This is a genomic window from Streptomyces sp. R41, assembly GCF_041053055.1.
Taxonomy (GTDB): domain Bacteria; phylum Actinomycetota; class Actinomycetes; order Streptomycetales; family Streptomycetaceae; genus Streptomyces.
This window is the reverse complement of the sequence record NZ_CP163443.1, coordinates 2,930,119-2,955,818: the sequence shown is the minus strand read 5'-3', so window position 1 is coordinate 2,955,818 and position 25,700 is coordinate 2,930,119. Positions and strand designations below refer to the sequence as shown.

The 25,700-nt window shown below is 70.7% G+C and carries 17 protein-coding genes; 5 read left to right on the top strand and 12 right to left on the bottom strand.

From position 1 onward, the window contains the following. Positions 1 to 113 precede the first annotated feature (113 nt). The 7 genes from AB5J53_RS13845 to AB5J53_RS13815 form a co-directional block, all read right to left on the bottom strand. Positions 114 to 950, bottom strand: a complete 837-nt coding sequence (locus AB5J53_RS13845; RefSeq protein WP_369245932.1) for a CoA ester lyase — start codon at positions 948 to 950, stop codon at positions 114 to 116. Then, positions 947 to 2,152, bottom strand: a complete 1,206-nt coding sequence (locus AB5J53_RS13840) for a CaiB/BaiF CoA transferase family protein (RefSeq protein ID WP_369245931.1) — start codon at positions 2,150 to 2,152, stop codon at positions 947 to 949. The genes AB5J53_RS13845 and AB5J53_RS13840 overlap by 4 nt, the downstream gene beginning before the upstream one ends. Continuing rightward, on the bottom strand, positions 2,149 to 3,051 hold the full coding sequence (gene rbsK / locus AB5J53_RS13835; RefSeq protein WP_369245930.1) for a ribokinase: 903 nt from the start codon (positions 3,049 to 3,051) through the stop codon (positions 2,149 to 2,151). Before rbsK ends, AB5J53_RS13840 begins: the two co-directional genes overlap by 4 nt. After that, positions 3,048 to 4,496 (bottom strand): ADP-ribosylglycohydrolase family protein, encoded by a 1,449-nt coding sequence (locus AB5J53_RS13830; protein ID WP_369245929.1) that lies wholly within the window; start codon positions 4,494 to 4,496, stop codon positions 3,048 to 3,050. The genes rbsK and AB5J53_RS13830 overlap by 4 nt, the downstream gene beginning before the upstream one ends. After that, on the bottom strand, positions 4,484 to 5,653 hold the full coding sequence (locus AB5J53_RS13825) for an ADP-ribosylglycohydrolase family protein (RefSeq protein ID WP_369245928.1): 1,170 nt from the start codon (positions 5,651 to 5,653) through the stop codon (positions 4,484 to 4,486). Before AB5J53_RS13825 ends, AB5J53_RS13830 begins: the two co-directional genes overlap by 13 nt. 7 nt (positions 5,654 to 5,660) lie before the next feature. Further along, a complete protein-coding gene (locus AB5J53_RS13820; RefSeq protein ID WP_369252220.1) occupies positions 5,661 to 6,803 on the bottom strand; it encodes an ADP-ribosylglycohydrolase family protein in 1,143 nt (380 codons plus the stop codon). Positions 6,804 to 7,816: 1,013 nt separating this feature from the next. Next, a complete protein-coding gene (locus tag AB5J53_RS13815) occupies positions 7,817 to 9,028 on the bottom strand; it encodes an ADP-ribosylglycohydrolase family protein (RefSeq protein WP_369245927.1) in 1,212 nt (403 codons plus the stop codon). A gap of 286 nt (positions 9,029 to 9,314) precedes the next feature. Between AB5J53_RS13815 and AB5J53_RS13810 the strand changes: the two genes are divergently transcribed. The 3 genes from AB5J53_RS13810 to AB5J53_RS13800 all read left to right on the top strand — a co-directional run bounded on the left by AB5J53_RS13810 (position 9,315) and on the right by AB5J53_RS13800 (position 16,464). Further along, positions 9,315 to 10,046: a VIT1/CCC1 transporter family protein gene (locus tag AB5J53_RS13810; protein ID WP_369245926.1), complete on the top strand. Its 732-nt coding sequence runs from the start codon at positions 9,315 to 9,317 to the stop codon at positions 10,044 to 10,046. A 366-nt stretch (positions 10,047 to 10,412) separates the two neighbouring features. Then, positions 10,413 to 15,011: a glutamate synthase large subunit gene (gene gltB, locus AB5J53_RS13805; RefSeq protein ID WP_369245925.1), complete on the top strand. Its 4,599-nt coding sequence runs from the start codon at positions 10,413 to 10,415 to the stop codon at positions 15,009 to 15,011. Next, positions 15,004 to 16,464 carry a glutamate synthase subunit beta gene (locus tag AB5J53_RS13800; protein WP_369245924.1) on the top strand — a complete coding sequence of 487 codons (1,461 nt, stop codon included), beginning with the start codon at positions 15,004 to 15,006 and terminating at the stop codon, positions 16,462 to 16,464. The genes gltB and AB5J53_RS13800 overlap by 8 nt, the downstream gene beginning before the upstream one ends. Before the next feature lie 116 nt (positions 16,465 to 16,580). Here AB5J53_RS13800 and AB5J53_RS13795 read toward each other — a convergent pair whose 3' ends face one another. From AB5J53_RS13795 to AB5J53_RS13785, 3 genes are all read right to left on the bottom strand, one after another. Continuing rightward, positions 16,581 to 17,285, bottom strand: coding sequence for a family 16 glycoside hydrolase (locus AB5J53_RS13795; protein WP_369245923.1), 705 nt, complete (start codon positions 17,283 to 17,285; stop codon positions 16,581 to 16,583). Further along, complete coding sequence (wecB, locus tag AB5J53_RS13790) at positions 17,282 to 18,445, bottom strand: non-hydrolyzing UDP-N-acetylglucosamine 2-epimerase (protein WP_369245922.1); 1,164 nt, start codon at positions 18,443 to 18,445, stop codon at positions 17,282 to 17,284. The genes AB5J53_RS13795 and wecB overlap by 4 nt, the downstream gene beginning before the upstream one ends. 185 nt (positions 18,446 to 18,630) lie before the next feature. Then, positions 18,631 to 19,830 (bottom strand): glycosyltransferase, encoded by a 1,200-nt coding sequence (locus tag AB5J53_RS13785; RefSeq protein WP_369252218.1) that lies wholly within the window; start codon positions 19,828 to 19,830, stop codon positions 18,631 to 18,633. A 584-nt stretch (positions 19,831 to 20,414) separates the two neighbouring features. On the opposite strand from AB5J53_RS13785, the gene AB5J53_RS13780 reads away from it, so the two are divergent. Beyond that, positions 20,415 to 22,241, top strand: coding sequence for a DUF2334 domain-containing protein (locus AB5J53_RS13780; protein WP_369245921.1), 1,827 nt, complete (start codon positions 20,415 to 20,417; stop codon positions 22,239 to 22,241). Between the two features lie 32 nt (positions 22,242 to 22,273). Beyond that, a complete protein-coding gene (locus tag AB5J53_RS13775; RefSeq protein ID WP_369245920.1) occupies positions 22,274 to 23,311 on the top strand; it encodes a hypothetical protein in 1,038 nt (345 codons plus the stop codon). Positions 23,312 to 23,353: 42 nt separating this feature from the next. On the opposite strand, the gene AB5J53_RS13770 is transcribed toward AB5J53_RS13775, so the two are convergent. Continuing rightward, positions 23,354 to 24,262 (bottom strand): chitosanase, encoded by a 909-nt coding sequence (locus AB5J53_RS13770; RefSeq protein ID WP_369245919.1) that lies wholly within the window; start codon positions 24,260 to 24,262, stop codon positions 23,354 to 23,356. 454 nt (positions 24,263 to 24,716) lie between these two features. Next, the gene (locus AB5J53_RS13765) at positions 24,717 to 25,637 is read right to left on the bottom strand and encodes a rhomboid family intramembrane serine protease (RefSeq protein WP_369245918.1); all 921 of its coding nucleotides are present in this window, start codon (positions 25,635 to 25,637) and stop codon (positions 24,717 to 24,719) included. Positions 25,638 to 25,700 lie beyond the last annotated feature (63 nt).

Below are 25,700 nucleotides of genomic sequence, written 5' to 3'. Positions count from 1 at the left end.
CCCTTTTCGGCTGCGGGTCGGTGGGGGCTTGTCGCGCAGTTCCCCGCGCCCCATTCGGGGCGGCGGCCCAGGTACGAGACGGAGGGGGCACAAGAAACCTGGCGGCGGGACCGTCAGCTCAGGCGGCGTGCGAGTGCGAGGGTGCGGTGGGCGCCGGTCACCACCGCTGCGTCGATGAAGCGGCCGTCGGGGAGGGCCTGGGCGCCGGGAGCGTTGGCGGCGGCTTTGACGATGGCCTCGGCGGAGTCGATCTCGGCGGGGGTGGGGAGGTAGGCCCGCTCGATGATGGGGAGCTGGCGGGGGTGGATGGCCGCGCGCCCGAGGAAGCCGAGGGCGCGGCCGTGGGCGCAGGACGCGGCGAGGCCCTCCACGTCGCGGATGTCCGGGTAGACGGACTGGACCGGCGGGGGCAGCCCGGCCGCGCGGGCGGCCACGATCACGCGGGCGCGCGACCAGTCGAGGCCGACGTCGTCGCGTACGCCCAGGTCGGCCCGCAGGTCGGCCTCCCCGATGGCGATGCCGCGCAGTGCGCGGTGCGACGACGCGATGGCGAAGGCGTGTTCCACGGCGAGGGCGGTTTCCAGGAGGGCGTACACGGGGATCGCCCCGCCCTCCGCGGGGGTGGCGCCCTCCGCGACCCGTACGACGTCGGCGGGCGCGCTCACCTTGGGCAGGCGGAGACCGGACAGGCCGGGGAGCGGGGCCAGGGTCTTGAGGTCGGTCTCGGCCAGGGGACTGTCCAGGGCGTTCACGCGGACGTGGACCGGCACCGGCGGCGGCTCGGAGAGGAGGTCCGCCGTGGCCGCGCGGGCGTACTCCTTGCGGTCCGGGGCGACCGCGTCCTCCAGGTCGACGAGGACGACGTCAGCTCCGGAGGCGAGGGCCTTGACCACCACCTCGGGGCGGTCCCCGGGGACGTACAGCCAAGTGAGGGGGAACTCCGCGGTCACAAGGCGCCCTCCGCTCGCAGGGCGGCGATCTCGGGCCCCGTCAGGCCGACTTCGGCGAGTACCGCATCCGTGTCCGCGCCGTGCGGGCGGCCCGCCCAGTGGATCGCACCGGGGGTGGCGGAGAGCCGGAAGAGGACGTTCTGCATGCGCAGGGGGCCCAGTTCGGGGTCGTCGATCGTGGTGATCGTGTCCAGGGCCGCGTACTGCGGGTCGGTCATGACGTCCCGTACGTCCTGGATGGGGGCCACCGCCGCCTCCGCCTTCTCGAAGGCCTCCAGGACCTCGGCGCGGGTGCGGCGGGCGATCCAGGTCCCGACCGCGTCGTCGAGGATGTCCGCGTGGCGCGCCCGGTCCGCACCCGTGGCGAACCACGGCTCCGCGATCAGGTCCGGGCGCCCGACCAGTCGCATCACCCGCTCGGCGATCGACTGCGCCGACGTGGAGACCGCGACCCACGAACCGTCCGCCGTGCGATAGGTGTTGCGGGGCGCGTTGTTCGCGGAGCGATTGCCGGTACGGGGCTGGACGTGGCCCAACTGGTCGTACCAGATGGGCTGCGGGCCGACGACGGTCAGAATCGGTTCGATGATCGCCATGTCGATCACCTGGCCCTCGCCGGTGCGCTCGCGGGCCGTCAGCGCGGTCATCACCGCGTACGCCGTCGCCAGGCCCGCGATCGAGTCGGCCAGGCCGAAGGGCGGGAGGGTCGGCGGGGCGTCCGGTTCGCCGGTGATCGCCGCGAAGCCGCTCATCGCCTCGGCGAGGGTGCCGAATCCGGGGCGGTGCGCGTACGGGCCGAACTGTCCGAAACCGGTGACACGGGCGAGGACGAGTCCCGGGTTGGCGGCCGACAGCTCCGCCCAGCCCAGGTCCCATTTCTCCAGGGTGCCGGGGCGGAAGTTCTCGACGATCACGTCGGTGGTGGCGGCGAGCCGGAGCAGGGTCTCGCGGCCGCCGGGCTTCGACAGGTCGAGCGTGATCGTGCGCTTGTTGCGGCCGAGGAGCTTCCACCACAGGCCGACGCCGTGCTTCGAAGGGCCGTGGCCCCGGGACGGGTCCGGCTTGGCCGGATGCTCGACCTTGATGACCTCCGCACCGAAGTCGCCGAGCATGGTGGCGGCGAGCGGTCCGGCGAAGAGGGTCGCGAGGTCGAGGACGCGCAGGCCGGTGAGCGGGCCGCTCTGTTCGGGGCGCGCGCTCATGAGGTGCGCTGCGACGCCTGGGCGTCGATCTCGGAGCGGTACGGCATCGAGGACGACGCCCCGGGCCGCTGCACCGACAGGGCTGCCGCCGCCGACGCCCACACGAGCGCCTCCGACATCTCCCGGCCCTCGGCGAGCGCCACGGCGAGGTTGCCGACGAAGGTGTCGCCCGCGCCCGTCGAGTCCACGGCGGTCACCCGGGGCGCGGGCACGGTGAGGGGTGCGGCGCCCCGGGCCGCGTACAGGCTGCCCGCCGCGCCCAGTGTGACGACGACTTCCGGGACTTGGTCGAGCAGGGCGGTGGCGGCCTCGCGGGGGTCGGTGACGCCGGTGAGCGCGGCGGCCTCGTGCTCGTTGGGCACCAACAGGTCGATGGAGGAGAGGAGCCTGGGTGGCAGAGGCTGGGCGGGGGAGGGGGTGAGGATCGTACGGACGCCGTGGCGGCGCGCGGCCTCGGCGCCGGCGAGGACCGCGTCCAGCGGGATCTCGAGCTGGAGCAGCAGTGCGTCGGCGGTCGCGATGAGGGCCTCGTCGCCGGGGGCCAGGGCGGTGACGGTGCCGTTCGCGCCGGGGATGACGACGATCGCGTTGCCGCCCTCGTCGTCCACGACGATGTGTGCGGTGCCGGACGGGCCCTCGGTGGTGCGCAGATGGTCGGTGTCCACGCCCGAGTGCTCCAGCGTGGACCGGAGCTGGCTGCCGAAGCCGTCCGCGCCCACCGCGCCGATCAACGAGACGTCGGAGCCCGCGTGCGCCGCGGCCACCGCCTGGTTGGCGCCCTTGCCGCCGGGGATCGTACGGAACTCGCGTCCCGTCACGGTCTCGCCGCGCTGCGGGGCCTTGGCGACGTACGCGACGAGGTCCATGTTCGTGCTGCCGAGTACGGCGATGTGGGTCATGGGCGGGGTGCCTCCCGGCGGGTGAGCAGATGGGTCTGCTGGGCGAGGGTGTCGAAGCCGATGCCGTTGAAGTCGGCGATCGAGGTGGCGAGTCGGTTCTTGAGCGGGGTGGTCCAGCGGTCGGGGAGGGAGGTGGGGTCTCCCGCGAGCAGGCCCGCGATGCTTCCGGCCGTCGCGCCGTTCGAGTCGGTGTCCAGGCCGCCCGACACGGCACGGCAGATGGAGCCGGTGAAGTCGCCGTTCGCGTGGGTGAGGGCGGCGGCGATCAGGGCGGTGTTGGGGACGGCGTGGACCCAGTGGTAGGCGGAGTGGGTGGTGTGCAGTTCGTCTACGACCGCGTCGAAGTCGGGTGTCGTACGGGCCAGTTGGACGGCGTGACCGATCGCCTGGGCCAGGCGTGAGGCCGGTGGGACGACGGTGAGGCCGGTGCGGAGGCATGCGTGGACGTCGCTCGCTCCGGTGGCCGCCTCGGCGATGGTGGCCGCCGTGAACATCGCCGCGTAGACGCCGTTGGCGGTGTGGGTGAGGGTGGCGTCGCAGTGGGCCTGTTCCGCGGCGGCGGCCGGGTCGCCGGGGTTCGTCCAGCCGTGGACGTCGGCGCGGATCAGGGCGCCGATCCATTCGCGGAACGGGTTGCGGTGGCGGGCCGTGCGTGGGGGTTCGATGCCGGTGAGGAGGTTGCGGTAGGCGATGCGTTCCGCGGTGAAGGTGCGGCCTGCGGGCAGTTCGTCCAGCCAGAGGCGGGCCACGTCCGTGGTGGTGAAGGTTCGGCCGTGGCGTTGGAGCAGCAGGAGGTTGAGGAGGGGGTAGTTGAGGTCGTCGTCCTCCGGCATGCCGTCGATGTTTTCGGCGAGGGAGGTAGGGGCGGAGCGTTTGTTCCAGGGGTAGGCGTTCTTGACGTCGTCGGGGACGCCGCGGGCGGTGAACCACGTGTGCAGGGGCCAGTTTCCCGTGGCTCGGGCCAGTTCTCGGATCCCTTGCAGGGGAAGCTTCTCCACCGGCTTGCCGAGTAGGCACCCTACGGCTCTGCCCAGCCAGGCTGCTTCCAGGCGGGCCTGGGTGGGGGCGGGCGTCGGGGTGGGTGCGCTTACCGGCGCTTGCAGGGTGCCGCAGTGCCCACCCGTGCCGCCCCTGGCGGCACGCATGCCCACAGCTACGGCAGCTGGCCAGTTCGGGCAGTGGGTCCTGATCCTGCTCAGGTCCGTTGGCTCCTGATCCGCCAATGTGCTCGGCAGGTCGGCGAGTTCGTCCAGGAGGTCCTTTGCCAGGACTCGGAGGTAGGGGGACGCCGGGGTGGGGGACGCGCCCGCGCGGAGGGGGGCCTCGTGGCCGCCCGCTGCGCGCCAGCGGGTTGCGATGGCCGCCGGCTCGCGGCCGTCCTGGGAGGCCTGGTGGAGTTCGTGGCCGAGGAGGTCTTCCGGTTGGACCCAGGTCAGTCGGAGCATGGTGTCCCCGTCAGCGCGGCGTACGCCGACTCGTGGGTGCGGCGGCGGTGTACGTCCCGTTCGAAGATCTCGCGCGTCACCTCCGCGAGTGTTCTCGCCGGGGCTTCGAGGTCGAGGCGGCTCGACTCCGCCACCGTCTTCGCCCAGTCGTGGGGGACCTCGGAGCCGAGGGCGCCGGCGAGGGCGCCGGACATGGTGGCGATGGAGTCGCAATCGCGGCCGTAGTTCACCGAGCCGAGGACGGCGTGGCGGTAGTCGCCGCCGGAGACCACCAACATGCCCAGGGCGATGGGGAGTTCCTCGATGGAGTGGAGGCGGGACGGGCGGCGGGCGCCGAGGGACGGGGACCGGTAGTCGGGGCCCACCGTGTCGTAGGGGGCCACCGCCTCCCGTAGTGGGCCGAGCGCCGACTCGAAGTCCGCATGGCGGGCGGCGACTTCGCAGACCGCCTGGATGGCCGAACGCGTGCCGTCCTTCGCGAGGGCCAGGCAGGCGGAGACGACCGAGTCCGGGGTCGCTTTGGGTGCGCAGGCCGCCGCGACCGCCGCCGCGAAGATCCCGGCCGCCTCGCGGCCGTACGACGACTGGTGGGCGCCAGCGATGTCGAGCGCCTCGGCGTACGCGGCCGGTGGGTTCGCCGCGTTGACCAGGCCGACCGGGGCCATGTACATCGCGGCTCCGCAGTTGACGATGTTGCCGGTGCCCGCCTCCCGGGGGTCCACATGGCCGTAGTGGAGGCGGGCCACCAGCCATTTCTCCGCGAGGAAGATCCGCTGGAGGGGGAGGGCCTCGGCCTCCAGTTCGGGGATCCAGCGGGGAGTGCCCATGAGGTCGGGGACGAGGTGCTCGGCGATGGCGTAGGCGTCGAGGTGGTCGCGGACGGTGGCGTACACCCGTACCAGCGCATGGGTCATCAAGGTGTCGTCGGTGACGTGCCCGTCGCCCTTGTGGTACGGGGCGATGGGGCGGGCCGTACGCCAGTGGTCGCCGTTCCAGGGGCCGACCACGCCGTGGACGCGGCCGCCGTGGCGTTCGGTGATCTGCTCGGGGGAGTACCCCTCGACGGGGCCGCCGAGCGCGTCGCCGACGGCGGCTCCGACGAGGGCTCCGGTGATCCGTTCGTCGAGGGTTCCCGTTCCTTCTCCTTTGGGCGTCATGCCCGAATCATCCCTCTGGGATGGCCAGTTCCGTCGCTTCCAGCAGATCGGCGAGTCCGATGAGATCGGTGCCGGTCAGTCGGGGCAGCGCGCAGCCGGACAGGGTGCGGCAGGCGTCGCGCCAGGCGGCGGGGATCGCGTCGCCGCCGCCGAGCGCGCCGGTGAGCGCGCCCGCGAGCGCCGGCGCCGAGTCCGCGACCCGGGACAGACACGCGGCGGCGGGCACCGCCTCGGCGATCCGGCCGCGGGCGGCGGTGGCGAGGGCGAGGGCGACGGGGACGGTTTCGGCGGCCGCGATGCCGTAGCTGTAGACGTGGTCGACGATCTGGTGCTCGAGGAGGGGGACGAGGGCGAAGGTGCCCTCGCTGTCGCGGGCGAGCTTGATCGCGTGCCGGGCGTTGCGGCCGATCTCGGTCGACTCGGGCAGTTCGGCGAGGGCGGCGTCCACACAGGCGTCGACGTCGGCCCCGGCGAGGGCGAGGGCCAGCGCCGAGGCCATGGCGCGGGCGCCGTGCACGCCGTCGCCGTCCTGGGTGTAGCGGGCGTCGAACTCGGCGAGTTCCGCTGCGAGTCGGGGGTCGCCAGGGTGGGCCACGGCGAGGACGCAGGCCCGTACACAGGCCGCGTCGTCGAAGTAGTGCGGGTTGTCGTGGCCGGTGGCGGGTGGGCGCAGGCCGGTGGCGAGGTTGCCGAGTCCGGCCCGTACGGAGATACGGGCGCGGAGGGGGAGCAGCGCGGACTCGACCTCGGGGGCGCGCTCGGCCGCGGCGGCGACCTCGCTGGCGATGGCGTTCCACGACAGGTCGATGGACGCCCGCATCCGCCGCTCCCGGCTCAGGTCCCCGAGCGCGGCGCCCTCACCGGCCCGCAGTACGGCCTCCGCCGCGAACGCCGCCCACTCCGCGTCGTCCGACGGGCCGAGCCGCAGCGGCTCCGGCGGCTGGTTCAGCGCGATCGGCACGGGCAGCGTCGTGGTCGCGTTCTGCTCCGCGAACGTGTCCAGCTCCCGCGTCAGCCGCCGCGTCCACTCGGGCATCCGCGCCGCCCGATGCCGAGCGGCAGGCCACCCGGCGGCGTCACCTGCGGCGAGCCCGAGGAGCAGCCCCTCGATACGGCGGGGGCGCGTACGGGTCGCCTCCGCGCGGAGCACAGGGGCGAGCCCCTCGGCGCGGGGCGCTGCCGTGGGGGGCGCCGCTGTGCCGGGTTCCTCCGTGCGGGGCTCGGCTGAGCGGTGCATTGCCGTGCCGGGTGCCGTTGTGCCGAGTGGCTTGGCGAGGGCTTGCTTCGTGCGGGGTTTCGCCGAGTGGGGCGTCGTTGTGCCGAGTGGCTTGACGAGGGCTTGCTTCGTGCGGGGTTTCGCCGAGTGGGGCGTCGTTGTGCCGAGTGGCTTGGCGAGGGCTTGCTTCGTGCGGGGTTTCGCCGAGTGGGGCGTCGTCGTGCCGAGTGGCTTGGCGAGGGCTTGCTGCATGCGAGGCGTCGCTGAGTGGGGTGTCGTGGTGCCGAGTGGCTCGGCGACGGGTTCCTCCGGGCAGGGCTCGACTGAGCGAGGCGCTGCCGTGGGGGGCGCTGCTGTGCCGGGTTTCTCCGTACGGGGCTCGGCTGAGCGGTGCATTGCCATGCCGGGCGTCGCCTTGCCGAGTGGCTCGGCGTGGGCTTCGTTCGCGTGGGGCTTGGCCGTGCCGGGTGCCGTTGTGCCGAGTGGCTCTGCGAGGGCTTCGTCCGTGCGGGGCGTCGCCGCGCGGGATGTCGCCCCGCCGAGCATCTCCGCGAGGGCTTCCTTCGCGTGGAGGGTCGCCGAGCGGGATGTCGCCGTGCCGAGTGGCTCGGCGTGGGCTTCGTTCGCGTGGGGGGTCGCCGAGCGGGATGTCGCCCTGCCGAGCATCGCCGCGAGGGCTTCCTCCATGCCGGATTCCGCCAAGCGTGACGTCATCGTGGCGAGCGCCTCCGCGAGGGGCTCATCCGCCCAGGGTTCCGTCGTGCCGGCGGGCTCCGTCATGTCGCGCTCCGTCGTGCCGGCGGGCTCCGCCGTGTCGGGCTCCGTCGTGCCGGCGGGCTCCGTTGGGACCGGTGGTCGCGGGGTCCCGGCCTCCGTCGCGGAGTCGGCGCCCGCGCCCGCTCCCTCGCCGGTGCCCTCTCCGGGTTCGTCTCCGACCAGGCCGGGCCTCACGGTCGTACCTCGTCGTCATCGGTGGCGAGTACGTAGGCGTCCGCCACGGGAAGCGCGTTCGCCTGCGCGTAGGGCAGGGCGTACCTGTCCGGGGCGGGCAGCACGTATCCGCCCGGGTCGGGGGGCGCCCACTCGCCCCCCGGATCTCGTACGAACCCACCGGGACCCGCACCCGCACCTCGTAGGAGCCCCCCGGCCGCCCACTTCCCGTCGTCCCCCGGTGTCAGCAGGGCCGCCACGTCCAGTACGTGGTGGCCCTCCATGGAGGGCAGGCAGCTGCCCCGGGCCGGGCCGATCGCCGCCGCCCAGGCGGGTGGGATCGACGAGGCGCCGCGTGTGGCGCCGGCCAGCGCGCCCGCGACCGCGGCCGTCGTGTCCGCGTCGCGGCCCATGTTCACGGCGGTGAGCACGGACTCGGTGAAGGAGCCGTCGGCGGCCGCGTACGCGCCGAAGGCGAGGGCGACGGCCTCCGGGGCGAGGTCCGTCCAGGGGTAGCCGCCGATGACGACCGCGGAGCGGACCGCACGCTCGCCGCGGTGGGCGACGGCGACCGCCCGGCGCAGCGAGCGGGCCGTCCAGGAGTCGTCCGGGATCACCGCGAGCGCGGAGGCGACCACCGCGATCGTGGGGGCGCCCGCCATGGCCGCCGCGACGCCCGCCGCGACCGCCTGGCCGCCGTAGATGCCCTCACCGTCGTGGCTCACCGAGCCGTCGATCGCCACGAGCCGGGCGGCTTCGGCGGGACGGCCCGCCGCGAAGACGCCGAAGGGGGCCGCGCGCATGGCCAGGCCGTCGCTCCAGGCGTGCCGGTGTTGCGCCGAGATGGGGGCGGCCAGGCCTCGGCGCAGGTTTTCCAGCGTGCCCCGCTCACTGAAGCCCGCGCCGCGGAACGGGCCCTCGTCACGGTCCGCGATCCACTGGTGCCAGGCCGACTCGACATGGGCCACGGTGAGCGCCGAACCGTGCCGGGCCAGCAGCAGGCCCGAGAAGATCGCGTACTCGGTGTCGTCCGTCCCGGCCGGGTGCTCGTCGACGTACCCCGTGATCCGGCCCCACTTCGCACGGATCTCCGACGGCTTCATGTTCTCGGCGGGCGCGCCGAGCGCGTCCCCGACGGCGAGTCCGAGCAGCGCACCGCGCGCCCGTTCGCGGAGATCGGCGGCGTCCCCGGGCGCCGGGACCGAGGGAATGCAGGCGATGGAAGCCATACGTGCCTCTCCTCTCAGGGCCCCTGTCAGGACGCGGAGCTCGGTGTGCGGAGCTCGGCGCGCGGAACCCTTTGCGGATCTGTCCCACATTGGCGGTTGACAGGAGCCTCGCGAGCCCCAGCGTCACCCGGTCGACATCTGCGCATGATCGTTCACGGATGAGCGAAACAGCGTAAAGGTGCAGGTAAGCGCAGCCTTTCCTTGCTGGCGAGAGAGAAATACCAGGCGTACTTTCGGAGTTGTCGAAAAGTGGAAGCAGTCCAATCAAGCGTCCTGGGGGACCGGCATGGCCATCATCGAGACCGAAGCGACACTGCACGAGGCGCACCGCGACAACCACACCCACCGGGATGTGAACGGCGGATGGCTGCGCCCGGCCGTGTTCGGCGCGATGGACGGGCTCGTGTCCAACCTCGCCCTGATGACCGGCGTCGCCGGCGGGTCCGTCTCCCATCAGACCATCGTCATCACCGGGCTCGCGGGTCTCGCCGCGGGCGCCTTCTCCATGGCCGCCGGCGAGTACACCTCCGTCGCCTCGCAGCGCGAACTCGTCGAGGCCGAACTCGACGTGGAGAGAAGGGAGTTGCGCAAGCACCCCAAGGACGAGGAGCGCGAGCTCGCCGAGCTCTACCAGGCCCGTGGCGTCGAGCCCGAGCTCGCGCTGGAGGTCGCCAGGCAGCTCTCCCGCGATCCCGAGCAGGCCCTGGAGATCCACGCGCGCGAGGAGCTGGGCATAGACCCGGGCGACCTGCCCTCCCCGACCGTCGCCGCCGTGTCGAGCTTCGGCTCCTTCGCGCTCGGCGCCCTGCTCCCCGTACTGCCGTATCTGCTCGGCGCGACCGTCCTGTGGCCCGCGCTGCTGCTCGCGCTGATCGGGCTCTTCGCGTGCGGCGCCGTCGTGGCCAAGGTGACCGCGCGTTCCTGGTGGTTCAGCGGGCTGCGACAGCTCGCTCTCGGGGGTGCCGCGGCCGGTGTGACGTACGTCCTGGGCAGCTTGTTCGGTACCGCCGTAGGATGATGACTCGAGCACCTATGCAAGGGACTGCATAAGTAGCCGTTACTCGGCGGTTTCGATTCCTTAACCACTGGGCATGAGCCGTAAGCGCCTCGGGCAATGACGCCTGCGCCGCACCTCTCGTAGCGGGCGACGAAGTCTGCCGCGAACCGGACCGACGGACACTGATCTGTCCGCTTAGGTCCCCTTAACTCCACCGCCGAGCGCGGTGCCCGCGCCGCCACCCCGCGGTGTCCGCATGTTGGAACGCGGTATCCGGTTCCCGAGAATCGCTCCATCATGTAACCTGCGTGAAATTTTGCACCCCAGCAGAGGGCCAACGTCGTCCCTCGGCAGATGTCATATGCCACGACGACGACGGGAGAGCCGATGCGTACGCCGCGCCAGCCGTCCCAGCACTCCACGAACGGCCAGAACTGGTCCTTCATGGATGCTCGCCCTGCTGCGCAGGGTATGTACGACCCCCGCAACGAGCACGACGCCTGTGGCGTCGGCTTCGTGGCCACCCTCACCGGCGAGGCGAGCCACGCGCTGGTCGAGCAGGCGCTCACGGTTCTGCGCAACCTGGAGCACCGCGGTGCCACCGGGTCCGAGCCCGACTCCGGTGACGGCGCCGGCATTCTCTCCCAGGTTCCCGACGCCTTCTTCCGCGAGGTGGCCGGATTTGAACTGCCCCAGGCTGGTGCGTACGCGGTAGGTATCGCCTTCCTGCCCGAGGACGGCGCCGACGCCGCCGTCTCACAGATCGAGACGATCGCCGCCGGCGAGGGCCTCACCGTCCTCGGCTGGCGCGAGGTCCCGGTCGCCCCCGAACTCCTCGGCGCCACCGCCCGCTCGACGATGCCCGTCTTCCGCCAGGTCTTCGTTGCCGACGGCGAGTCGGCCTCGGAGGGTATCGACCTCGACCGCAAGGCCTTCGTGCTGCGCAAGCGCGCCGAGCGCGAGGTCGGTGTCTACTTCCCGTCGCTCTCCGCGCGCACCATCGTCTACAAGGGCATGCTGACCACCGGCCAGCTGGAGCCCTTCTTCCCGGACCTGTCCGACCGCCGCTTCGCCTCCGCGATCGCGCTCGTGCACTCCCGGTTCTCCACCAACACCTTCCCGAGCTGGCCGCTCGCCCACCCGTACCGCTTCGTCGCGCACAACGGCGAGATCAACACGGTCAAGGGCAACCGCAACTGGATGCGCGCCCGCGAGTCCCAGCTGGTCTCCGACCTCTTCGGTGACAAGGGCCTGGAGCGGATCTTCCCGGTCTGTACGCCGGACGCCTCCGACTCGGCCTCCTTCGACGAGGTGCTCGAACTGCTGCACCTGGGCGGCCGTTCGCTGCCGCACTCCGTGCTGATGATGATCCCGGAGGCGTGGGAGAACCACGACTCCATGGACCCGGCCCGGCGCGCCTTCTACCAGTTCCACTCCACGATGATGGAGCCCTGGGACGGCCCGGCCTGTGTCACGTTCACCGACGGCTCCCAGGTCGGCGCGGTCCTCGACCGCAACGGCCTGCGCCCCGGCCGCTACTGGGTCACCGACGAGGGCCTCGTCGTCCTTGGCTCCGAGGTCGGCGTCCTCGACATCGACCCCGCGAAGGTCGTCCGCAAGGGCCGGCTGCAGCCCGGCAAGATGTTCCTCGTCGACACCGTCGAGCACCGCATCATCGAGGACGACGAGATCAAGGCCGGTCTCGCCGCCGAGAAGCCGTACGCGGAGTGGCTGGAGGCCGGGGAGATCGAGCTCTCCGACCTGCCCGAGCGCGAGCACATCGTGCACACCCACGCCTCGGTGACCCGTCGCCAGCAGACCTTCGGCTACACCGAGGAAGAGCTGCGCATCATCCTCGCGCCGATGGCCAAGACCGCCGGTGAGCCGCTGGGCTCCATGGGCACGGACTCGCCGATCGCGGCCCTGTCCGAACGCCCGCGGCTGCTCTTCGACTACTTCACCCAGCTCTTCGCGCAGGTCACCAACCCGCCGCTGGACGCCATCCGCGAGGAGCTCGTCACCTCGCTGCGCTCGTCTCTCGGTCCCGCGAGCAACCTCCTGGAACCGACCGCCGCTTCGTGCCGCTCGGTCACCCTGCCCTTCCCGGTGATCGACAACGACGAGCTGGCCAAGCTCATCCACATCAACGCCGACGGCGACATGCCCGGCATGAAGGCCGCGACCCTGTCCGGCCTGTACCGGGTCTCCGGCGGCGGTGACTCCCTCGCCGCGCGCATCGAGGAGATCTGCGCCGAGGCCGACGCCGCCATCGAGAACGGCGCCCGGCTGATCGTCCTGTCGGACCGCCACTCGGACGCCGAGCACGCGCCGATCCCGTCGCTGCTGCTCACCGCGGCCGTCCACCACCACCTCATCCGCACCAAGCAGCGCACCCAGGTGGGCCTGCTGGTCGAGGCGGGCGATGTCCGCGAGGTCCACCACGTGGCCCTGCTCATCGGCTTCGGCGCCGCGGCGGTCAACCCGTACCTGGCGATGGAGTCCGTCGAGGACCTGGTCCGCGCGGGCACCTTCCTGCAGGGCATCGAGCCCGAGCAGGCCATCCGCAACCTGATCTACGCGCTCGGCAAGGGCGTCCTGAAGGTCATGTCCAAGATGGGCATCTCGACCGTCGCCTCCTACCGCGGCGCCCAGGTCTTCGAGGCCGTCGGTCTCGACCAGGCCTTCGTCGAGAAGTACTTCAACGGCACGGCCACGAAGATCGGCGGCGCCGGTCTCGACGTCATCGCCAAGGAGGTCGCCGCCCGGCATGCCAAGGCCTACCCGGCCTCCGGCATCGCGCCCGCGCACCGCGCCCTCGACATAGGCGGCGAGTACCAGTGGCGCCGCGAGGGCGAGCCGCACCTGTTCGACCCGGAGACGGTCTTCCGCCTCCAGCACTCGACGCGCAGCAACCGCTACGACATCTTCAAGAAGTACACGGACCGCGTGAACGAGCAGTCCGAGCGGCTGATGACGCTGCGCGGCCTGTTCGGCTTCAAGTCGGACCGCCCCTCGATCTCCATCGACGAGGTCGAGCCCGTCTCCGAGATCGTCAAGCGCTTCTCCACCGGCGCCATGTCGTACGGCTCCATCTCCAAGGAGGCGCACGAGACCCTCGCCATCGCCATGAACCAGCTGGGCGGCAAGTCCAACACCGGTGAGGGCGGCGAGGACGCGGACCGGCTGTACGACCCGGCGCGCCGTTCGTCCATCAAGCAGGTCGCCTCCGGCCGCTTCGGTGTGACCTCGGAGTACCTGGTCAATGCCGACGACATCCAGATCAAGATGGCGCAGGGTGCCAAGCCCGGCGAGGGCGGCCAGCTGCCCGGCCACAAGGTGTACCCCTGGGTCGCCAAGACCCGGCACAGCACCCCGGGCGTGGGCCTGATCTCCCCGCCCCCGCACCACGACATCTACTCCATCGAGGACCTGGCTCAGCTGATCCACGACCTCAAGAACGCCAACCCGCAGGCCCGCATCCACGTGAAGCTGGTCTCCGAGGTCGGCGTCGGCACGGTCGCCGCGGGTGTGTCGAAGGCGCACGCGGACGTGGTGCTCATTTCCGGCCACGACGGCGGTACGGGTGCCTCGCCGCTGACGTCGCTCAAGCACGCCGGTGGACCCTGGGAGCTCGGTCTCGCCGAGACCCAGCAGACCCTGCTGCTCAACGGCCTGCGCGACCGCATCGTCGTCCAGACCGACGGCCAGCTGAAGACCGGCCGTGACGTCGTCATCGCCGCGCTGCTGGGCGCCGAGGAGTTCGGTTTCGCGACCGCGCCGCTCGTCGTCTCCGGCTGCGTCATGATGCGCGTCTGCCACCTGGACACCTGCCCGGTCGGCATCGCCACGCAGAACCCGGTGCTTCGCGACCGCTTCGCCGGCAAGGCCGAGTACGTCGTGAACTTCTTCCACTTCATCGCCGAAGAGGTCCGCGAGATCCTCGCCGAGCTGGGCTTCCGCTCCATCGAGGAGGCCGTCGGCCACGCCGAGACCCTCGACGTGGCGCAGGCGATCGACCACTGGAAGGCGCAGGGCCTGGACCTGTCCCCGCTCTTCTACGTGCCGGAGCTGCCCGAGGGCACCCCGCTCCACCAGGTCGTCGAACAGGACCACGGCCTGGAGAAGGCGCTCGACAACGAGCTGATCAAGCTCGCCGCCGACGCGCTGGCCGCGGACTCCGCGACCGACGCTCAGCCGGTCCGCGCCCAGGTCGCCATCCGCAACATCAACCGCACGGTCGGCACCATGCTCGGCCACGAGGTGACGAAGAAGTTCGGCGGCGCGGGTCTGCCCGACGACACCATCGACATCACCTTCACGGGTTCCGCGGGCCAGTCCTTCGGCGCCTTCCTGCCGCGCGGTGTCACGCTGCGCCTGGAGGGCGACGCCAACGACTACGTCGGCAAGGGCCTCTCCGGCGGCCGGGTGATCGTCCGTCCCGACCGGGGCGCCGACCACCTCGCCGAGTTCTCGACGATCGCGGGCAACACCATCGCGTACGGCGCGACGGGCGGCGAGCTCTTCCTGCGCGGCCGCAGCGGCGAGCGCTTCTGCGTCCGCAACTCCGGCGCGACGGTCGTGTCCGAGGGCGTGGGCGACCACGGCTGCGAGTACATGACCGGCGGTCACGCGGTGGTCCTCGGCGAGACGGGCCGCAACTTCGCGGCCGGTATGTCCGGCGGCATCGCGTACATCATCGACCTGAACCGCGACAACGTGAACGTCGGCAACGTGGGCGCCGTCGAGGAGCTCGACGACACCGACAAGCAGTGGCTGCACGACGTGGTGCGCCGTCATGCGGAGGAGACCGGTTCGACGGTCGCCGAGAAGCTCCTCGCCGAGTGGTCCGTCTCCGTGGACCGCTTCAGCAAGATCATCCCCAGCACGTACAAGGCAGTGCTCGCCGCCAAGGACGCCGCCGAGCGAGCCGGACTCCCCGAGTCCGAGATCACCGAGAAGATGATGGAGGCGGCGACCAATGGCTGATCCCAAGGGCTTTCTGAACCACGGCCGCGAGGTCGCCCGGACCCGCCCGGTCGACGAGCGCGTCAAGGACTGGAACGAGGTCTACGTTCCGGGCTCGCTGCTCCCGATCATCTCCAAGCAGGCCTCGCGCTGCATGGACTGCGGTATCCCGTTCTGCCACAACGGCTGTCCGCTGGGGAACCTGATCCCCGAGTGGAACGACTACGCGTACCGCGAGGACTGGTCCGCCGCGTCGGAGCGCCTGCACGCCACGAACAACTTCCCGGAGTTCACGGGCCGCCTGTGCCCCGCTCCGTGCGAGTCGGCGTGCGTGCTCGGTATCAACCAGCCCGCCGTGACCATCAAGAACGTCGAGGTCTCGATCATCGACAAGGCGTGGGACACGGGCGATGTCGCCCCGCAGATCCCCGAGCGCCTGTCGGGCAAGACGGTGGCGGTCATCGGGTCCGGTCCCGCCGGTCTCGCCGCCGCCCAGCAGCTGACCCGGGCCGGCCACACGGTCGCGGTGTACGAGCGCGCCGACCGCATCGGCGGCCTGCTGCGCTACGGCATCCCCGAGTTCAAGATGGAGAAGCGGCACATCAACCGCCGCATCGAGCAGATGCGCGCGGAGGGCACCCGCTTCCGTACCGGCATCGAGATCGGCCGCGACCTCAAGGCGACGGACCTGCGCAAGCGGTACGACGCCGTGGTCATCGCCGCCGGTGCGACGACCGCTCGTGATCTCCCCGTCCCCGGGCGGGAGTTGAACGGCATCCACCAGGCGATGGAGTACCTGCCCCTGGCCAACAAGGTCCAGGAGGGCGACTACGTGGCGCCCCCGATCACGGCCGAGGGCAAGCACGTCGTGGTCATCGGCGGCGGCGACACGGGCGCGGACTGCGTGGGCACCGCCCACCGCCAGGGCGCGGCCTCGGTCACCCAGCTGGAGATCATGCCGCGACCGGGCGAGGAGCGGAACCCGGGCCAGCCCTGGCCGACGTTCCCGATGCTCTACAAGGTCACCTCCGCGCACGAGGAGGGCGGCGAGCGCGTCTACTCCGTCTCGACCACCCACTTCGAGGGAGACGAGGACGGCAACGTCCAGTGGCTGCACCTCAGCGAGGTCGAGTTCATCGACGGCAAGCTGACTCCGAAGCCGGGCACGGAGCGCAAGATCCCCGCCCAGCTGGTGACGCTGGCCATGGGCTTCACGGGGACGGACGTCGAGAACGGCGTGGTCTCCCAGTTCGGTCTGGAGCTCGACGCGCGCGGCAACATCGCACGCGACGCCGAGTTCGCGACGAACGTCCCCGGCGTGTACGTCGCCGGTGACGCCGGTCGCGGCCAGTCGCTGATCGTCTGGGCGATCGCCGAGGGCCGCTCGGCCGCCCGCGGCGTCGACCGCTTCCTCACCGGCGCCAGCGACCTCCCGGCCCCGATCCGCCCGACGGACCGCTCGCTGATGGTCTGACCCCCCTGGCTGTGACCTGACGGTCACTCAAAAACGTCCCGTACAAAGGCGTACGGAACAACCACGGCGCTCGCCTTGTCCCCGACCGGACGTTGGCGGGCGCCGCTGGCGTTTCGTCAACTCACCTTCAGATCCTGGAACTTCACCGTGGCGTCCTCGGTGTAGGCGCCCACCTTGCCCTGGGTGTAAGGGCGTTCGGTGTCGGTGAAGGTCACCAGGAGGCGGTCGCCCACCGTGACCTTGAGTACGGCACCGCGCTGTTCGACCACGACCTCGTACCACTTGCCCACGGGGTACTTCTGCCGCCCGGTCGCCAGGAAGCGCTGGCCGCCCGGGTAGGCCGGGTCCCGTTTGCCGAGCTCCCAGCCGTTCGGCTTGAGCGTGATGTAGTAGAAGTGCTCGGGGTCGGTGTACGCCCAGACCAGCCACGGCACTTCCCAGGGGTTGGGATCCGGGTCGCGCAGCTGCCGGACCGTCCGCATCCGGGCCTCGTAGCGCAGATCCCCGTACGACGTCGTGCTCACGATCAACCCGGCGTGCGTCGTACCGGGGTCCTCGGCCGCCCTGGGCGAGAGCGAAAGGGCGTCGTCCCCACCGCTGTTGGTGCCATGGCCGTTGAACACCGAGAACCAGCGGCCGTGCGTGGAGCCGTCGGCCCAGGGCTCCGGCGGTGGCGCGTCGTCCCCCTGGCACTGGCTCAGCGTGATCGCGAGCACCGCGGTCAGCGCGGCGGCCAGTGACAGGAGGGCGAGTACACGTCCTCTGCGCTCCGGCGGACTCAGCGGAATCCGCCATCGGGGGCGCGGAGGCGACGAGGTCATGCCGTCGAGTATGGCCTCGGAGCGGCGACCGTGACGGGTACATCGGCGGCGAAGTCCTCGGCCAGTTGGGCGAGTACGCGGGTCGCGGCCTGTCCGTCGCCGAACGGGTTGCCCGCGCGCGCCATCCGCCGGTACTCGGCCGGGTCGTCGAGCAGCGTGGTCGCGGCGCCCACGATGACGTCCGGGTCCGTGCCGATGAGTCGGGCCGCGCCCGCCTCCACCGCCTCCGGGCGCTCGGTGGTGGTGCGCAGCACCAGTGCGGGCTTGCTGAGACTGGGGGCCTCCTCCTGGATGCCGCCGGAGTCCGTGAGGACGAGATCGCACTCGGCGAGCGTCGCCGCGAAGTCCAGGTAGTCCAGCGGCTCGATCAGCGAAATGCCGGCCCGGCCTTCGAGTTCGGGCAGCAGGGACTCCCGCACGGCCGGGCTCTTGTGCAGCGGCAGCACGATCTCCACGTCCCCGCGCTCGGCGAGCCGGCCGAGCGCCCGGCCCATGCCGCGCATCCGCTCACCCTGGTTCTCCCTGCGGTGCAGGGTCACCAGGATGCGCTTGGCGCCGCTGCGGAACGCGGAGGTCCCGGAGCCCTCCGCGAGCACCCACAGCAGGTTGTCGATCACTGTGTTGCCGGTGGTGAACACCTGCTCCGCCGGAACACCCTCGTCCGTGAGGTGCCGGGCCGCGCGGCGTGTCGGGGCGAAGTGCCAGCGGGCGATGCGCCCGATGAGGCAGCGGTTGAGCTCCTCGGGGAAGGGGTTGTCGAGCACTCCGGTACGCAGTCCGGCCTCGACGTGGGCAACCGGGATCTTCTCGTAGAAGGCGGCCAGCGCTCCGGTGAGCGCGGTCGTGGTGTCCCCCTGCACCACGACCAGGTCGGGCCGCTGCTGACGCATGACCTCGCCCAGTTCACCGACAAGGCGGGCGGTCAGCTCGGACAGCTGCTGGCGGCTGCGCATCACGTCGAGGGCGACCCTGACGTCGACCCCCAGCAGTCCGAGCATCTGGTGGAGCATCTCGCGGTGCTGCCCGGTGGTGACGACGATCGGCTCGAACTGCGTGCCGGTGGTCATCGCGCGCGCCACCGGCGCCAGTTTGATCGCTTCCGGCCGGGTCCCGAGCACCAGCATGGCGCGTACGGGCACGGCTGACGGGTGTGTGGACATGAGCCCCCCTAGGGCATGCGCGAGCGCAGTCGCGCGAGGGTGATGAGAGAGCGGTGATGAGAGAGCAGAGTTGAGTGACGAGAGACGTACGAAGGCACGGAGGAGGCTGGTAGCGGGCGCGCTGGAGCTCGGGGCTGCCCGGGACTTACCGAGGCCTCGTGGTGCTCACATCCCGGCGGTGCTCATCAGGTCCTGGCGGTCTTCAGCCAGCCCCGCTTGCCGGTGAGCATCCGCCAGAACCCCCACCAGCCGGCGGCGAACCAGATGTAGCCGTAGAAGATGAAGACGTGCGCGAGGAGGACCGAGCGCACCAGGCCGAGGTCGCGCTCACGCTTGGCGTACACGAAGCCGTAGGTGTAGGCGGCCGTGAACGAGAGCAGATACGGGCCGAGCAGCCACATGGGCGAGACGAGCGGGTGTCCCACCTGGAGCGAGGCCACGGTGGTGGCGCCCAGGGCGACGAGGAAGGAGAGCGGCAGCAGCGAGGTGAGCAGGATGAGCACCGGGCTGGAGAGGTGGTAGAGCAGATCCAGCGCTGCCCGGGTCGGGACCTCCCGCAGGATGAGCGGGACGAGGTTCGCCGACTGCAAGTGGCCCTGGAACCAGCGGGATCGCTGGCGGACCAGCCGTCGCAGATCGAGTACGGCCTGCTGGGACACCGCGGCGGTGGTGCAGTGCATGTTCGTCCAGCCCTTGGCGAGCAGCCGCACCCCGAGGTCGAGGTCCTCGGTGAGGCTGTCGCTCCAGGGGCCGTCGCCGTCAAGGGTGTTGAGCGCCGACAGCCGCATGAACTGTCCGTTGCCGCCCATGCCGACGCTGCCGATGAAGCGGCGCGCGCTCTGGAACACGTCGCCGTAGACGACGAACTCCATGTCCTGCATCCGGGCGAGGAGCCCCTGGTCCCGGTTGTACATACGGACGCAGACCTGAACCGCGCCCGTACGGGGATCATCGAAGTACGGGTCCACCGACTGGACGATGTGCGGATCCAGCCGTCCGTCGGCGTCGACGACGCAGAGCACCACGTCGTCGGGGTCGTGCCCGGCAAGCAGGCCGGACTCCCTGAGATGACGCACGCCGTCGTTGAGCGCGGCACCCTTGCCCCGCCGCGCGTTCGGCAGTGTCCGCCGGTGCAGTCGGACCCGGGTGGGATCGGCGGCGAGCGCGATCTCACCCGTGCGGTCGTCCGAGGCGTCGTCGATGACGAGCGCCATGAAATTCCCGGCGGGCAGAGAGGTGATGCGCGCCAGGCTTTCGGAAAGCACTTGCTCTTCGTTGAGGCATGCAAGCAGAAATACGTAGAAGCGTTCTCTACGCGGGCCGCGGGCGCGGCGTATTCTGCGCCTGGAGAGAAGGAAAAGACTGGTGTTGTAACAGCCGGCCATCACGATCAAGGTGATGCTCGACCACAGCAGCAGCTCAGTGATCATCACTGCTCTCGGCACTGACCTGCACTTTTGGTGCTTGCCGACGGAGCCGTATCCGGGCCAGAAGTATCAGGATCGCCGTGAGGCAGTAGAACAGAAAACCGACTCCGGCGGTGGCCTGTAAGGCTTTGGCCAAAGGCATCCCGGGTATCGCTTCGGGTGCGGCCATACCCCCTGCCAAGGGCAGAAGAGCCCCCAGGGCGGGTCGTCCATACATTGTCCCCCCACTTATCACCACGCGTCCCCAACGCGTGGAAGGCGAACGTAGCAGACGTACAAGGCCGTCCAGAAGCTCAATCGGAAATTGAGGACACCGGATCTTTCGACAGGGTCTGATGGGTCCCGAGGAATTCACCGAACGGCCCGTTGACACTCTTGTGGACCGTCACAAGAATCGGGGGCTTCCCGGAAGAAGAAAAGCCTTTGTCAATGATTGGCAAAGTGGGGGGATAAACATCATGAGACCAGTGTGGAACCAGTCCCGGAGGCGACGGGGAATCTTCGGGAGGCGACGGGGAACCTCCAGGATCACCCTTGCCCTGATGCTCGTCGCCGCCCTGCTGGGCGGTGCTTTCGTGACCTCGTCCGCCCAGGCGGCGGGGCACGGCAGGCACCCCGGAGAGGTCCGCGGCACCTCCTCCGGGATGAACCGCGTCGACCTCAAGGGCTGGGCCAAGGCCCAGGTCAAGGCCGACAAGCAGCGCCACGGCAAACCCCGGACGAGGACGACCGGCCTGTCGGTCGCCACGGCGTCGGCCACGTCCACCCGCTCGTCCGCCACGGCCCTGCGGCAGCAGGCGGCCCTGCTGAAGCCGGCCGCGCTGAAGCCGGCCGCCGACCTGGCCGCCGAGGCCAACCCGTCGGCGCTCGTGCTCTACGACACGGCAGGCCCCTACGGGCAGTTGGGCGAGCTGTACGCGATGGCCACGGCCAATCTCGCAGGACACTTCGGCACCGTGACGGCCAAGCCGGTCCAGCAGTACACCGCGGGCATGCTCGACTCGTACACGGCCGTCGTCTACATCGGCTCGACCTACTACGGCGGTGACGTCCCGGACGTGATCCCGGCCGCCTTCTACCAGGACGCGCTGACCACCACCAAGCCCGTGACCTGGATCGGCGCCAACATCTGGAACATGGCGAACGCCGCGGGCGTAGCCCAGTTCACCCAGAAGTACGGCTGGGACCCGACGACGTCGTACTACGAGGACGGCGGATCCATCGGCACCGTGACGCAGGTGACGTACAAGGGCCAGCCCCTCACCCGGAACATCCCCGCCGGGCAGGACGGCGGCGTGCTGCGCCCCAACGTCCTGACGGGGACGGGATATCCGGTGGTCACCCGGCTCGCGGAGGGCCTGGACACCTCGAACGGGCACACCTTCGGCTGGGCGGTCAGGTCGTCCAACCTCACGTACATCGGTGAGATCCCGTTCGCCTACGTCTCCGAGAGCGACCGCGTCATCGCTTTCGAGGACCTGCTCTTCGACGCCCTCGCGCCCACCACGGCCGAGCGGCACCGGGCGATCGTCCGCCTCGAGGACATCAGCCCCAACTCGGACCCGGCCGAACTGCGCTCCATGGCCGACTACTTGTACTCCCAGCGGATCCCGTACGGCATCAACGTGATCCCCGTCTACACCGACCCGAACGGCACCTACAACAACGGTGTCCCCGAGACCTTCACGCTCTCGCAGCGACCGCAGGTGGTCAGCGCCCTGAAGTACATGATCGCCCGGGGCGCGGTCCTGATGGACCACGGATACACCCACCAGTACGGCAACATCGCCAACCCGTACAACGGTGTGAGCGGCGACGACTTCGAGTTCTACCGGGCCCATGTGGACGCCGCGAACAACGTCGTCTACGACGGTCCGGTCCCCGAGGACTCGACGGTGTGGGCCCAGGGCCGGATCACCAGCGCGCTCGCCGAGTTCACCAGGGCGGGCCTGGCGAAGCCGGCGCTGTGGACCACCCCGCACTACGCGGGCTCGGCCGCCGACTACAAGGTATTCAGTTCGAATTTCTCGGCCCGGCTCGAACGTTCGCTTTATTTCGCGGGAACTTTGAGTGGTGCCTCGTCGGACCCGAACCGATTCATCGGACAGTTCTTCCCGTATATGGTGCGTGATGTGTATGGGACGAAGGTGGTTCCGGAGAATCTCGGGAATTACGAGCCGGAGGCGTACAACAATCACCCGCCGCGGCTGCCCGCCGATCTCATCGCCTCGGCCAAGGCCAATCTCGCGGTCCGGGACGGATTCGCCAGCTTCTTCTACCACCCGTACTTCCCGCTCCAGCCGCTGAAGGACACGATCGCCGGGATCAAGGCGCTCGGCTACACCTTCGTCAGTCCGGCCGCCCTGTGAGGGCACAGGCCCTGAGGAGGACCGCTGCCACCGTGGCAGCGGTCCTCCTCGCCGTGACGGGCTGCACACAGGTGCGGGGGGCCGACTCCGGCGGCAAGGCCGGGGCCGAGAAGAAGTCCCAGGATTCCGAGGTGTCCGAGAAGGCGTCGGTCATGCGGGGCATCGCGCTGCCCTCCTGGTCCCGCACCGACTACGACAGCCCGGCCGCGGCCACGTATCTGCGGGACATCAGGGCGACCGGCGCACGCTGGGTCGCCTTCACCCCGACCTGGTACCAGACGCACGTCGGCGACTCGACCCTGCACAGCACGGAGGAGACCGCGAGCGACGCGAGTCTGCGCCGGATCGTGCGCCGGGCGCACCGGGCCGGCCTGAAGGTGATGATCAAGCCGCACGTGGATCTGCCGGGTGATGTGGACCGCGCCGAGATCCGTCCCCGGGACCGGGCCGCCTGGTTCGCCGCGTACCGGAAGTTCATCACCCACTACGCGGACCTCGCGGCCCAGACGGACACCGAGCAGTTCGTGGTCGGCACCGAACTGGCCGGAGTCTCGGGCGACCGGACGGCCTGGACCGAGGTCGTCGCGGCGGTCCGCGACCGGTACGACGGACCGCTCACCTATGCCGCCAACTACGACGAGTACCGGAAGATCCGCTTCTGGAAGGCGCTCGACCTCATCGGGATCGACGCCTACTGGCCGCTGTCCGCCACGCCCACGGACGACACGGCCCGGCTGCGCCGCGCGTGGGAGCCGATCGGGAAGAGCCTCGCCGCGTTCTCGGCGCGGCAGGGTCGGCGGATCCTGTTCACGGAGGCCGGGTACGTGAGCCAGCGCGGCTCCACGACCGCTCCCTACTCCTGGACCGTCAGCAACCGCACCTCAGACGCCGAACAGGCCGCCGCGTACCGGGCGTTGCTGGAGTCCTTCGAGGGTCGGCGGTGGTGGGCCGGGGTGTGCTGGTGGATGTGGGACGACTGGCCGGACAGCGGGGAGACGCCGGTGAAGCTCGCGTACACCCCGCATGGCAAAGCGGCGGAGGGGGTGCTGAAGGAGAAGTGGATCCGCTGAGGGCGCTACGTGCTGAGCGGCGCTACGGTCCGTTGAGCGGCGCTACGGCACGTGGTACGTCTCCCCGTACACCTTCCACCGCAGCGGTGTGCGCAGGTCCAGGTTCCCGTCGTACAGGAACTGCCGTTGGGCCGTGTCGATGCGGGTGGTGTCGCGGTCCGGGTTCTTGGACTTCATGGTCGTACGGCGCATGTCGAGGAAGATGTCGAGGTACGACTTCTCGCTGCCGCCCTCGGAGGGGAGGTCGGCCTCGCGCATCGCGCGTTCGCGCAGGCCGTAGAAGCTGTCGGGGTTGGTGCCGGGGCCGTGCAGGACCATGGCGTCGTAGTAGATGAACTGGCCGAGGGTGCCGAGTCCGTCGAGTTTGGCGAGGCGGACGGCGGGGTCGAAGTAGACGCGGTCGCGTTCGCTGTCCTGGGCCTTGCGGAAGGCGGTGACACCGGCCTCCTTGCGCCAGGCGGCCGGGAAGCCGTCGAGGCCCTCGTGGGAGCCCGTGCCGTCGACCTTGCGCAGGGCGGGGAGGTAGCGGGCGAGGCCGTTGGCCGGGTGGTCCTTCGTGTAGCGCTCGACCAGGGTGAGCAGGTCGTGGGTGCCGGTGCAGAAGCCGATGATGCCCGCGGTGTAGCCCTGGCCGTCGCCGATGTCCTCGATGTAGGCGTATGCGCTGCGCCAGTCGAGGGTGGAGTTCTCGGCGCTCGCCACGATCTGCTGCGCGAGCTCTTTCTTGGCCGGGGCGGCGAGGCCGGGCGGCAGGTCGGCGATCAGCTCGTCGTCGGCCGCCTGCTCGGCCGTGCGCTCGGCGTGCGCCTTGGCGTCCTCGCGCGCCTGCTCCGCGGCGGACGTGCTGCCCTTGGCGTTCTGCGCGTCCTTGTGCTCGGGCGTGACGAAGTAGACCGCCGCGGTAACGAGGAGTGGGACGGTGGCGAACAGGAGGCAACCAGCGCGTTTCATGGCGCACAGCGTACGGCGGGGGTGCGCACGGGGTGCGGGTGCGGGTGTGGGTGGGCGTATCGCGTTCCGTCGGTGGGTGGGTCGGGGCCGTGCCGGTACATCCGCCCCGTCGCCGGTGGCAGATCGCTTGGCTTGCATGGCTCTGCCTGTTGGCAACCACGTAAGCGACGGGGCATGTGATGTACCGGCACGGCCCCTTCCGTGCGTGGGCGGGTGCGGGTGAGTGGGGGCGTGCGTGGGCGGGTGCGGGGCCGTGGGGGCTCAGCTGCGGGCAATCGTGCCGCTGGGGCGGCACGGGTGGGCGCAGCGGCACCCTGCGAGCGCCGGCAGTGCACCCACCCCGACGGCATCCCCGGCGCCGGGTGCCTAGTGGGTGGCGCCCGCCGTGGCTGGGGGTGGTTCCGCCTGTACGCCGGGGGCCTCCACGTCCGCCGTGTAGTCCTCGGGGCCGCCGTTACGCCGTTCCGTTCTTCAGCTCCATCACCTTGCCCAGCGCCGACACGACCAGCAGGATCAGCAGCCCGGCGCAGGCCGCGGCCTGGATCGGGGTGCGGCGGTGGTCGCGGGGTGCGTACGCGTAGGCGAACGTCACGACGCCGCCCGCCAGCAGGCCGCCGAGGTGGCCCTGCCACGAGGTGAGCCCCGCCGAGATCAGCAGCCAGATCAGCAGGCCCGCCATGAAGCGGTTGACGCTCCGCATGTCCGCGCCCAGTCGGCGGGCCATCACGTAGTAGGCCGCTCCCAGGCCGAAGATCGCGCCTGACGCGCCGAGCGTGGGGGTGTCCGGCGCGATCAGCAGGACGAGGACGGAGCCGCCGAGTGCCGAGAGGAGGTAGAGGGTGATGTAGCGGGCGCGGCCGAGCTGGGCCTCCACGACCCGGCCGATGTTCCACAGCGAGACCATGTTCATCACGATGTGCAGGATCCCGAACGTGCCCTCGGTGGGCGGAAGATGGAGGAACGCCCCGGTCAGCAGCCGGTACCACTCGCCGTCGACGACCCCCTCCGGGTGGAAGTCCGACGGGTAAGGGGACTGCCACATGTAGTGACCGCCGTCGGGCCCCAGCAGACCGGCGCCCAGCATCTCGAACCGGTCCACGACCGACGTACGCACCAACTCGGCCAGATAGGCGAGTACGTTGAGGCCGATCAGGGCGTACGTCACCAGAGGCACCGTGGAGATACGGCCGCCGAAGGCCGTGCGGGCCTGGCGGATCGAGCGCGCGCCCTCCTTCACGCACTCCACGCACTGGTGGCCGACCGCCGCCTCGCGCATGCAGTCCGGGCAGATGTAGCGGTCGCACCGGGTGCAGCGCACATGGGACTCCACCTTTGGATGGCGATAGCAGGTGGTGACGGCGGACTCGGGCTCCACGGCCGGCTCCTCGGAGTGCAACGGGATGGGGGAACGATCAGCCGGTGGGGTCGGCGGCGAACA